The organism is Acinetobacter higginsii (genome assembly GCF_000369525.1).
Taxonomy (GTDB): Bacteria; Pseudomonadota; Gammaproteobacteria; order Pseudomonadales; family Moraxellaceae; genus Acinetobacter; species Acinetobacter higginsii.
Genome location: NZ_KB850072.1, coordinates 2,147,442 through 2,159,174, shown reverse-complemented (window position 1 = coordinate 2,159,174; position 11,733 = coordinate 2,147,442). Strand labels below are relative to the sequence as shown.

Genomic DNA, 11,733 nt, shown 5'->3' with positions numbered 1-11,733 from the left:
TTCACATGGATGAAGCAACAATCAAAAGTATGGCTGCCGAATTGGCTAAAGGTCTAAAAACACCAGAAGACTTAAACCAAATGACAGCAGTCTTTAAAAAATTCATGATTGAAACTGCACTCAATACTGAACTTTCAGACCATCTCGGTTATGAAAAGCATCAGTCCAGGAAAGGCTCAAATAGCCGTAATGGGTTTAGTTCTAAAACCATTACAACTCAAGATGGACAACTGGCTTTAGATATTCCCCGTGATCGAGAAGGTTCATTTGAGCCACAAATTATCAAAAAGCACCAAACACGCATCACCAGTATGGATGACCAAATCCTCTCACTGTATGCAAAAGGAATGACTAATAGGGAAATTGTAGCCTTCTTCAAAGAAATGTACGATGCCGATGTCTCAGCATCTCTCATCAGCAAAGTTACCGATGCTGTGATTGAGCAAGTGACTGAGTGGCAAAATAGAGCCTTAGATAGCCTTTATCCTGTTGTCTATCTTGACTGTATTGTTGTCAAAGTCCGTCAGCACTCCAATGTGATTAACAAGTCCGTATACCTTGCTTTAGGCATCAATATGGATGGACAAAAAGAATTACTGGGTATGTGGATTGCTCAGACAGAAGGTGCCAAATTCTGGCTGTCAGTCATGACAGAGCTAAAAAATCGAGGAGTACAGGACATTCTTGTTGCTTGTGTAGATGGATTAAAAGGCTTTCCTGACGCGATAGCCTCCGTTTACCCTCATACTGATATTCAACTGTGTATCGTGCATGTTGTACGCAATAGCCTGAGATTTGTAAGCTGGAAAGACTACAAGGCTGTTACCTCGGGTCTGAAAGCGATTTATCAGGCAAGTACAGAGGAAAATGCTTTAAAGTCCCTAGACATCTTCTGTGATCAATGGAATCACCAGTATCCCAAAATTGGAGAATCCTGGCGGGCCAATTGGGAAAATATCCGAACGATCTTTAGCTATCCAGCCGAAATACGTCATGCAATTTATACAACAAATGCGATTGAGTCGTTGAATAGCGTAATACGCCATTCAACGAAGAAGAGGAAAATCTTTTCATCTGATGACTCAGTAAAGAAGGTCATTTACTTAGCAACATCAAATGCTGCGAAGAAATGGACGATGCCAATTCAAAATTGGCGTTTAGCAATGAATTGGTTTACGATTCAGTTCGATGATCGATTAAAAGATCATTTATAAAAAATGGAACTTACACAAAATAATTTACAGGCTCGGCGGTGACGATCCCTGTATTGATCTCGATCAATATTCTGCAATGGTTGGCACCATTCTTTACTTATCACTATTTCACAGGCGGCACACGAGATAGTATTCCTTATGCGATCGCGTTGTCTTTGCTGGTGTATATCAGTGTGATTATTGCCAGTTTTGCAGTTTCAATTACAGTAAAACGGTTACTGATGTTAGGGGTTGGCGCAGGTCGTTATCCATTATGGGGAATGACCTATTTCCGTTGGTGGTTAGCTGATCGGATCAGCAGTATTTCACCTGTATATCTTTTATCTGGTTCAACCTTACTGAATTTATATCTCAAAGCACTTGGGGCAAAAATTGGGCATGATGTCACGATTAGTTCCGTGCATATCCGTATGCCATCGTTGTTAAAGATTGAAGATGGGGTCAGTATTGGTTCCAATGTAAATCTGGAAAATGCCAAGGTGGAACACGGACACCTCGTATTGGGTTCAATCCAACTCAAACAAGACAGCTATGTGGGATCTTATGCAGTATTGGAAGAAAATACCGTGCTAGAACCGCAAGCGCATGTCAATGCTTTAACCTCAATTGAATATGGCATGACGGTACCCGCAGGTGAAATTTGGGACGGAACACCAGCGAAAAAAATAGGCCATATTGATGAGTTGGAATCATTGGCAGCACGTCCAAAATTATCCTTAGTGCGTAAATTTGCTGAATATGGCTACTATAGTGTCAGTGCTTTAATCATTGCCTGTTTGTTCTTTATTCCGATTTTCCCAAGTTTCTTGTTAGTGGATTGGTTAGATGTCAATGTCTTTAATATCGACCCAAATAATCACGTTCAAACCGCACTGTATTATTTCGTCCTTGCCATTCCTGCCAGTGCCATGATGATGGTCATTACCGCATTAATTTCATCGGCTATACGTAAGATTGTATTACCACGTTTAGAGACAGGCACTTATGCCATACATGGTGGTGTTTACTATCGTAAATGGTTCGCAGCTCAGATTTTAGAAACCAGTTTACAGACTTTACATGGCTTGTTTGCAACCTTATATGCTCCGACATGGTTCCGTATGTTGGGCGCGAAGGTGGGTAAAAATACAGAAATTTCGACTGCCACAGGTGTAATTCCTGAAATGCTGACTCTAGGTGAAGAAAGTTTTATTGCAGATGCGGTGATGTTGGGTGATGAAGAGATTAAAGGCGGCTGGATGTCGTTGAAATCTACACAAATTGGCAATCGTAGCTTTGTTGGGAATAGTGCCTATATCGCGGATGGTACGGTATTACCGGATAATGTTTTGATTGGTGTGCAATCAAAAACGCCAGATAACCGAGAAATGTATTCAGGTCAGACATGGTTCGGTTCGCCACCTTTATTGTTGCCAGCGCGTGAAGCAGCAGCGCAATATCCAGATCATCTTACCTTTAAACCAAGTATCAAACGCCGTTTCATGCGAGGCTTGATTGAGGGTTTACGTATTGTATTACCGACAGCACTCGCCATTGGTGTAGGTTATATGATTGTTTTAGAAGTGATTGATGTCATTAATGACTATAGTATTGCGATAGGGTTATTGGCTTTAACTATGGCTGGACTGTTATATGGTGTCGGTTGTTTTGTCATCGTGACCGTATTGAAATGGGCTTTAATTGGACGTTATCAACCACTTTCAGCACCGATGTGGACCATGTTCGTTTGGCTCAGTGAAGGCATTACCAGTTTATACGAATCTGTTGCGATTCCGAACTTTTTGAATTACTTGAGAGGGACTCCGATGTTGCCATTCTTTTTACGCCTATTAGGAGTGAAAATTGGTAAAGATGTCTATCTGGATACGGCTGATATTACTGAATTTGACTGTGTGAAGATTGGAGACCGTGCAGAATTTAACAGCTTCTCTGGACCACAAACGCATTTATTTGAAGACCGCATCATGAAAATTGGTCAAGTCAATATCGGCAGTGATGTGGTAGTGAATTCGCGTAGTATCATTTTATACAATGCCAATGTGGCTGACCATGCGGTATTGGGTCCACTGACATTGGTAATGAAAGGAGAGAATATTCCTGCAAAATCAGCATGGATTGGCTCACCTGCAGTACCTTGGAAACATAGCTAATCATTTATAAGTGATCACTAAAAGGGATAAGAAAATAGTTTTTCTTATCCCTTTTCTATATGTGTAACGAAGAGGATTAGCGAAAGATTTAATGTGTTGTTGAAGCAGGTTTGGATTTAAACAACACTAAACAAACAAGGATAAAAGCCAATAATACAAAAGAAGCACCGAATCGGCTTAAATCCAATCCGCCGTGATCAAGGGGTTTATCTAAGAAGTCACCTAAGACCGCACCGAGAGGTCTGGTTAAAACAAAAGCTGACCAGAATAAAAATGTTCTAGAGATCTTGGTCCAATAATACAAGACAATCAAGATAAGCAGTAATGAACCAAAGATCAGGGCAGCCCCTGTATAACCTAGTCCTTGGGTATCTGCTGTCCAGTCACCAAGCGCTGTTCCTAGGGTTTGAGAGAACATAATGGTGACCCAGTAAAAGGCTTCGGTCTTTGCAGACTGCACACTGTTCACCGCAATATTGCCACAGCTCCAATACCAGATCGCAAGTGAGCTAAGCAGTAGGGTGAGTAAAATAATACTCCCTCCGAGATAGCCTATGCCTAGAGAGCGATCGACATAATCAGCAATGGTGGTTCCCAGTGTTGTGGTTGAGATAATGGTTGCCCAATATAAAAAGGGTTTGTACTCTTTGGCTTTCATTTGCAGTGAAACAAAGCCAATAAAAATAATAGAAAAAATACATGTACTTAAGATATAGCCCAGATTGAGCGACATTGATAAAGCATCACCAGCCGTTTCACCGAGTGTTGTTGCTGCAATTTTTATAATCCAGAACAGCAATGTCACTTCAGGCACTTTGCTTAATACTTCGGGTAGCCTATTTTTGTTATCCATAATTCATTCCAATTGAAGGGTAGATCAAATTTAGGATTTTTTTATTAATAGCGACTTAAAACTAAATTGTAATTTTGTTTGGTTTTTAAGCGTATTTAATTTTATTTTAAGCTGATATTTTTATATTCACATCGTCAAATAATCATGGAACGATTGACGATGTCAATTGAAACGATCGATATCAGCTTATTTAATTGGATTAACTCAGCTGCAACTCAAAATCCTATTTTAGATAAAGCTGCATTATTCGCATCTCATAATTTAATTGCAGTATTATTTGTATTTTTAATTGCTTCATTGTTTTTTAAGGATAAAAAATACCGAGTACAGTTTATCAAGATGCTTATCACCATCGTTGTTTCATTACTCGTGACTCAGATCATTCATTCGGTCTACTACCATCCACGTCCTTTTGACATGGGAATTGGACACATCCTGACAGGACATGGTTCATCTTCTTCATTTCCAAGCCAGCATACCTTGACAGTAGCAACGATTGCATTTGCATATCTACTGTCTGGTTATCGAAAAATTGGAAGTGCAGCATTGCTATTGGCTTTAATTGTAGGTTGGTCCAGAATTTATATTGGTGTCCATTTCCCTTTCGATGTACTTGGATCATTTGTGATTGCTTTTATGCTGGTATTAGGAATGAATATAATATTTAAGGAGTTTATTTTTAAAGTTAAAAAAACAGTTCCCATATCTGTTGTGGATTAAGATTTTTTTAATTTTAGTGTGAATTATATTTTATTGAAATATTCTAATTTGATATTAAAATAAAGCCTATCCATTTATAAAGATAGGCTTTATTTAATTTAATTGTACTTTAGATCTGTTTTTAAGACTCATCTGATCGGGCGGTTAATTGTCCTTCTGCAGTGAGTTGTTCAGCCATTTCTTTGGTTTTTCTTAAGCCTGGCATACGGTATTCGGTATGACCATAATCTTGAATAGATTTCCAACGACCACCCCAAGTTAAACCAACGGATTCAGCAACTTGCCCATAGAGTTGATAACCACGCATTGCCCAAGGGTCACGTTCTGAGATAACGACTTTACCGTTGCGTTTAAAAGCAACATCGGCAGCTAAACCAAATTGGTGATAGCTTTGATAACCTTTGGCACGGGTTGTATTTGGATTCCCTGCAAGCATATTTTGGCGGCTTGGGCTGCGGTAACCTTCAAGTAACACCAACTCATAACCGTGCTGTTCTTTCATGATTTTGAATACCATCAGTAGGCGTTGCTTATAGCGAGGATTAATTTTGTCCCATTTACGATCTACCATGGATACATCAAAACTACCATGTGAATGTGTAAGTGGAATCTCAATTTGAGATGCATTAATACTCGGATCTGTTGGATGCTGGGCTTGATAGGCCTGTTCAAGCCGAGTTGCTTCGACAATAGCATCTTCAATCAAGTTGGCATCGACTTCTGGTGGTGGACTCAGCATTTCACCATTAAGTAGCGTATAAATTTGCGGATCAGTTTCTTTTAAATATTCAGCTTCAATTCGTGTGGAATTGATTGGGCGAGTAAACGCAAAAATCAGGATGCTGGCGAATAAAAAGAAACCTGCAATTAAAATCCACCATTGTTGTAAGTGCCAATGCGATTGTAATTTTTCTGGCGAGGCCGCTTGATGCATATTCTCTGCAAACTGCATCGCATTGGCAATTTTCTTTTTGCCACTTGGAAGTAATGATTGCAACAACTGCTTGCATTTATAACGCAGCTCATATGACATGAGCAGGGTTAATCCGATCGCGACAGCGACAAAGCAGAAGAAGATGATAAAAATCATTGTTTACTTGAGTTCATTCACAGCAAAAGGTTTTTGTGTCACTTTAATTTGTACAGTTGCTTCGGGTGCTTCCGCTTCAACTTCTGCTGCTTTCGCTGGTACAGCCTTGGTCGCAGGAGGAGCAGGTTTAGCGACTATTTTATTCGTTGCCGGAGCAACGGTTTCATTTTTGCTATGTGGCCCTTTTACTGATGTTACTGTTGTTGGTTTTGTATTTGGTTCATTGGCAAATGGAGAAACATGCTGTCCATTCGGAGCGGGTGCAGCAGGCGGCGGTGTGCGTTGGAAAAATTTGTTTAAATCATTGCTTCCGGGTTGAGCAAAATTATTGTCTTCCACCGATTCGGTTGTTTCATGATGATTTGGAGTAGTCACTTCTACTTCATGACTTTGTGCTGTTGCTTTTGTGGCAGTTTGAACCGGCTCATTTTCTTCAACCGTTTGTGGCGCACTCGGTGCTGGGCTGTTGGCGTCGCTTGCAAAGATGAAAAAAAACAGTGCAGCAAAGATGATTCCTGAAACAAATCCAATCAGTAAATAAATGACAGGCGATAAGGTTTTTTTCTTATTGGTCTGTAATATGCGTAAAGAAGTTGTTCTTTCCTGAGTCATACGTTATCAACTAAGGCAAATGGATGGTGATATGTGCTTCTTCGGCAGGTGCTGAAATCACATTCTGATAAGGAGCTAAAGCACTCTGATTCTGTTTGGATAGCATGAACTTTAAGCCTGCAAAAGTGAGTGCAGCAAACATGAGCAAGAAGATTAGAATCCAGAAAAAGGGTAACTCGTGATGAATAATGTGTTTAATTTGATCTGGAATTGCTGCAAATGGAGAAAAAGCTGCTTTTTTCCCTTTGAGATAATCAATTTCATCTCCAACACGAGCCACGAGGTGATTTAGACTTTCTACAGATTCCAGACGGTATTTGCCCTGAAAACCGAGTAAGAGACAGTAGTGGAAAACCTCAAGTGATGCTAGGCGGTCTTTGCCACGACTGCGCAGTTGTTCCAAGATTTCAAAAAAACGATAACCCGCCAGTTGAGAGCCAAACAGGCTCAATTGCAATGGGCTGATAAGCCATGAATTCTGTAAGTTAAAATAGGCAGCATCCTGTTGCGTCGCAATGGTTTCATCAATCAAGGCACAAAATGCATATTTGGCGTCGTGAATATCATCAGCAGAAAATTGTAAGCGTTTGGCTTGTTGCTCAAATCGGTTCAATAAATCGACAATTTTTTCACGAAAATCAGTTGGATTTGCAGGTATATAGCGATTGCGAAGTAAAAAAACCAGATAGAACCCATCATGTAATAGATCAATCAAGTTAGTCGCTTGCACTTTATTTTGTGGTTGGTCAGACGTAGGGAAGCCTGAACCAATTTTTCCATCATCAAATAAAGAGGGGATGCCTGTTGGTTGAGTCATTGTGATTCTCTTAACTATTCATTACGGCAATGAGTTCAATACTGATATCTTGGAATCCAGCTGGTACATAGACACAGATAGATTCTGACTCAAGCATACGTTGATACAATTCGTGATGTGGTTCGATTTCAAAATAGCTGACACCAGAACGTACTGGAATTGCAGTTGGCACCTGCATTAAATGATGGAGTGGAACCGCTGGAAGAGCGGCAATAACACGTTGTTCTACATCAATTGTACTACCCACTTTAAAGCGCAATGGAACGATCTGGATCAATTCATGGGTTTGCATCATGCTGCTTGAAACCGCAATATAGAGACGAGTGTCACGGGTAATTTTGTCAGACTCAAGACTACCAACCCAATACGATGGTCGTGTTTCTTTTAAAGCAATGCTGAAATAACGGCTCGAAATAATGGTGTCTAATAAATCTCTTAGAATCAGATCAAGCTGTTGGAAACTGTCTTGTAATTGGTGATGCTTATACTGTGGCAAATGATCCACATCATACGCAGTCGAAAAGGTCAGTAAAGATCCAGTTAAACGCAATAATTCTGAAAATAAACGCTCAGGATGGATCAATGGATATTGCAACAGGTGATTCAAGCCTGCATAAGCCGTATTTAAAGCATTGATTAACCAGAACGAAACGATATCACCCGAACGGAATTCAATGAGTTTCTGTTCATTTTCACGATTGTTGCTTTGAATGGTTTTAATTTTTGCCTTAATAACGTTGAGCGTACGCTTTAAATTATTAATTAAAGATTCAGAAGCCGCGATATGTAAAATAGGTGGAATAAATTTATTATCCAGCTCAAAATGACCTGAGCTTTGACGCTTAATTTTAGCGACAGGGATATATAAGAAACCATCTAAATTTTGGCTCGGCTGAATATGTTGCTCTAATAACTTAAATTCTGCACGACGACGCAACAGATTCAGTTCAGCAGGGCTGGCATCGGTAAACAGATCATGGGTTTCTGTCAAATAGTTATGATAACGACTAGAAACTGAACGTGTTTCATCAGCAATGTTTTTCTTATTGGCCTGCAAAATTGGTAGTGCCAGATAAACCGTCATTTCACCTTGTAGATTAAGGTCATCTAATAACAATGGTTCTGGCAATAAGTCTTGTGCAGGCGCATGATAAATTTCACCATCTTGCCAAATGATTTCGACTTCTTGCAAAGCTAGAATATGAGTAGAAAGTTGAACTTCATCGAACTTTAATTTCTGCACACCGTAGGCATGTGGAATCATTGCTCGAATCGTATGATTCAAGCGTTGCTCATGGTAGGTGTCTTGAATCTGGAAATGCTGAGGACGTAAAAATAAGCCTTCACCCCAAAGAATCTTTTCTGCTTTAAACATATTTATTTACCAACAATTATTCGTATTCATTCTTTGGCTGAACACCAAGGGTGTCCTGTAGCATTTGTAAAGGATGTTCATCCTTAATCACTTGGGTTAGCCATTCATGCAACGGCATTTGACTCCACTTGATGGTTTTCTGCAGCATATAGCTGACAGGACTATGCGGCTCATTCTTTTGAAAATAAGTGGCAATTTCTTGCAATACCCGCATCGCCTGTTCACGGTTTTCAACATGCGATTGAACTTGCGGCTGAAAAGACAGCTGATTTTGAGGTGCAGCAGATTGAGTCGTCACGTGTTGTACCATCGGTGTTGTCGATGTTTCGATTTCTGTAATGACCGTCTGAGTACTTTGCTCAAACAGGTCGCTTTTATAAATCTTTTTCAGTGTGATATGAATGGTATCTAAACTTGAGTCGATTGCCGCAAAACTCGGCGAGTCTAAACCAAGCAGACCATCTAAAACCTGCTTCAATGTTGCCCATTGTTGTAGGATCTCATTAAAACTTTTATAGTTTTGACGCTGAAAATTTTTATCTGTATTTGATAAGGCTTGTTCGAATTGCTCTAATTCTGTCGAACCACTTGAACCCTCATAATCATCGCTTTGTTTACGACGGATATTCTCGTGATAAAGAAAGTTGTCGTAGTCGAGCAAATGGTAATAAGGCGCATGATTGATCAAAGAAACTTTTTTGATCAATAGCGGCAGTTGGTTAATCAAGCCCTGTAATAAGCCAATACGTTGATCTAGATCCTCATCTTCAACTTCAGGGTGTAGGGTTAACCAATATTGTTCTAATAAGCGATGGCTAAGCTCGAGACTTTTGGAAATCCCTTCAAAACCATAAAGGTTTGCCCAAGCTTCTGAGAGCCAAGTGAGTAAACGGATATCTTTACTTTTCGATTGGAGTAAATCTATAGATGTCATTGAGACAAAGTCCCAATCGGCCTGTTTAGGTTCAGTGACCCAATCACCCTGATCAAGCAGTACATCATCTTGGGTCTTTGCTTTTTTAATCGCATGGAACTCATTTGAAAATGAGTAATCTTCACCGCAAGGTGACTGCTCATTAATTGGCGTTAGTAAAGATAAAATATCCATATGCATCACAAATTTGGCTCAATCTTAAAATTTACACTTCAGCTTTGGTTTTTTTACTCGAACGTTTCTTGGTTGCTTTTTCAGCAGGATCTAACTGATAGGTAATTTCATCATCTTTGCTATCAATCACGATCAGTTTTGGTAACTTATGTTCAGCTAAAGCCACTAAAATTTCAGTTGCCAATGCAGGAAGGACGGTTGAGTTGAGGATGTTATCTACATTTCGCGCACCACTATCCACTTCAGTACAACGGCTTAACAGCAACTCGATTAAATCATCAGAATACTGAACCTTGGTTGCATACTGCTTTTCAATACGATCAACAATTTTTCCAAGCTTGTGTTTAATAATCCGAACCAATAACTCATCATGCAGTGGGAAGTAAGGCACAATGCGCATACGACCAATAAAGGCTGGTTTAAACTGCTTATATAAACTTGGTTTTAGATGTTCGATTAAGTCTTCGGCATGTGGCCATTCTTCTACAGGTTGATTTAAGCATGCCTGCATAATTGCACTTGAGCCTGTATTTGAGGTCAGAATGATTGTGGTGTTTTTAAAGTCAATCACACGACCTTCGCCATCTTCAAGCATTCCCTTGTCGAAGACTTGATAGAATAATTCTTGAACATCACTATGTGCTTTTTCAATCTCATCTAATAGCACGACACTATAAGGATTGCGACGAACGGCTTCGGTGAGAACACCGCCTTGACCATAGCCGACATAGCCAGGAGGGGCACCCTTTAACGATGAGACCGTATGCGCTTCCTGATATTCAGACATATTGATGGTGATGAGGTGATTTTCGCCGCCACTCTTGGTCTCATAACATTCGTCAACCTAAATCTGCGACTTCTAGTAGCGTAGGTGGCCATACTGCTGAACGTGTTGAGCACTCAGACATGATCTTCGTTAAAGATTTGGATGCAACTAGTCCTAAACTTTGGGAAGCTTGTTCTGCAGGTTATACATTTGATGAAGTACAGATCGATTACTACCGTGCAAATGGTGATAAGCGCATCAAATACTTACAAATCAAATTGAAACACGTTCTTGTTTCTAGCGTAACGCCGACTGTAAATGAAGAAGGTGTTCCAACAGAAACATTTGGTTTGAAATACGCTGCTGTTGAGTGGACTTATAACCAACAAGACATTAACGGTACTGCGAAAGGTGCTGTTACTAAGAAATGGTCACTTTCTAATAACACAGCTTCATACGCTGCGTAATCAGTATCGTGATTTTCTGATAGAGGTTAATAGGTGCCTATTAGCCTCTATTTTTCCAAGATGCTGTTCTTATAAAAATGAATTTAGATCATCTATATCCTTACGGATTCAGATCAACATTATTTGATCGTTTAGTACCAGAGCAAGAAGATTATTTAAGAGGGATGTCGATTCAGCAGTTACGAGAGTCTGTTGCTCGTGATTTGGAAGACTTGTTGAATAGTCGGATCGCACAATTTGATCGAGATATGGATGAATTTCCGCTGGCAAAAAAATCAATTTTGCAGTTTGGAATTATCGATTTCGTAGGCTTGTCGACGGCCAATCCATTGGATCGAGATAAAATTTGTCAATCGATTGAGCAGTCCATTGCAGCACATGAGCCAAGATTGCGGCAGATCAAAGTTGAGATGCTATTAGATGGGCATAATATGGGATCGCTATGTTTAAGTATTCAGGCTTACTTAAATATCCACCCCTTATATGAACCTGTTTTTTTCGATGCTTTACTCAAACCAACAACACAACAATATGTTATTTCTGCCAGAACTTAGTGTGAGC

Annotated in this window: 9 protein-coding genes and 3 pseudogenes; 5 read left to right on the top strand and 7 right to left on the bottom strand. The window is 39.8% G+C overall.

The annotated features are described in order from the left end of the window. Nucleotides 1-5: 5 nt before the first annotated feature. Complete coding sequence (locus tag F902_RS16335; RefSeq protein ID WP_005202188.1) at nucleotides 6-1,214, top strand: IS256-like element ISAba26 family transposase; 1,209 nt, start codon at nucleotides 6-8, stop codon at nucleotides 1,212-1,214. A 38-nt stretch (nucleotides 1,215-1,252) separates the two neighbouring features. Beyond that, nucleotides 1,253-3,364: pseudogene (locus F902_RS16330) on the top strand (Pls/PosA family non-ribosomal peptide synthetase); the annotation flags it as partial. A gap of 88 nt (nucleotides 3,365-3,452) precedes the next feature. Here F902_RS16330 and F902_RS16325 read toward each other — a convergent pair. Beyond that, nucleotides 3,453-4,217 (bottom strand): COG4705 family protein, encoded by a 765-nt coding sequence (locus tag F902_RS16325; protein ID WP_005205124.1) that lies wholly within the window; start codon nucleotides 4,215-4,217, stop codon nucleotides 3,453-3,455. Between the two features lie 159 nt (nucleotides 4,218-4,376). On the opposite strand from F902_RS16325, the gene F902_RS16320 reads away from it, so the two are divergent. Next, on the top strand, nucleotides 4,377-4,937 hold the full coding sequence (locus F902_RS16320; RefSeq protein WP_005205123.1) for an undecaprenyl-diphosphatase: 561 nt from the start codon (nucleotides 4,377-4,379) through the stop codon (nucleotides 4,935-4,937). A gap of 121 nt (nucleotides 4,938-5,058) precedes the next feature. On the opposite strand, the gene F902_RS16315 is transcribed toward F902_RS16320, so the two are convergent. The 6 genes and pseudogenes from F902_RS16315 to F902_RS16290 form a co-directional block, all read right to left on the bottom strand. Further along, nucleotides 5,059-6,027: a M15 family metallopeptidase gene (locus F902_RS16315; RefSeq protein WP_005205122.1), complete on the bottom strand. Its 969-nt coding sequence runs from the start codon at nucleotides 6,025-6,027 to the stop codon at nucleotides 5,059-5,061. Between the two features lie 3 nt (nucleotides 6,028-6,030). After that, the gene (locus F902_RS16310) at nucleotides 6,031-6,639 is read right to left on the bottom strand and encodes a hypothetical protein (RefSeq protein ID WP_005205121.1); all 609 of its coding nucleotides are present in this window, start codon (nucleotides 6,637-6,639) and stop codon (nucleotides 6,031-6,033) included. 10 nt (nucleotides 6,640-6,649) lie between these two features. Beyond that, the gene (gene icmH / locus F902_RS16305) at nucleotides 6,650-7,456 is read right to left on the bottom strand and encodes a type IVB secretion system protein IcmH/DotU (protein WP_005205120.1); all 807 of its coding nucleotides are present in this window, start codon (nucleotides 7,454-7,456) and stop codon (nucleotides 6,650-6,652) included. A 10-nt stretch (nucleotides 7,457-7,466) separates the two neighbouring features. Then, entirely contained in the window at nucleotides 7,467-8,831 is a 1,365-nt protein-coding gene (tssK, locus tag F902_RS16300) for a type VI secretion system baseplate subunit TssK (protein ID WP_005205118.1), read from the bottom strand. Between the two features lie 16 nt (nucleotides 8,832-8,847). Further along, nucleotides 8,848-9,945 carry a type VI secretion system protein TssA gene (gene tssA / locus F902_RS16295; RefSeq protein ID WP_005205116.1) on the bottom strand — a complete coding sequence of 366 codons (1,098 nt, stop codon included), beginning with the start codon at nucleotides 9,943-9,945 and terminating at the stop codon, nucleotides 8,848-8,850. A gap of 25 nt (nucleotides 9,946-9,970) precedes the next feature. After that, a pseudogene (locus tag F902_RS16290) lies at nucleotides 9,971-10,756 on the bottom strand (AAA family ATPase); the annotation flags it as partial. Between F902_RS16290 and F902_RS16285 the strand changes: the two are divergent. Beyond that, nucleotides 10,756-11,172: pseudogene (locus tag F902_RS16285) on the top strand (Hcp family type VI secretion system effector); the annotation flags it as partial. The pseudogenes F902_RS16290 and F902_RS16285 sit on opposite strands and share 1 nt — an antisense overlap. Before the next feature lie 77 nt (nucleotides 11,173-11,249). Beyond that, a complete protein-coding gene (gene tssE / locus F902_RS16280) occupies nucleotides 11,250-11,726 on the top strand; it encodes a type VI secretion system baseplate subunit TssE (protein WP_004654759.1) in 477 nt (158 codons plus the stop codon). The last annotated feature ends 7 nt before the right edge of the window (nucleotides 11,727-11,733 follow it).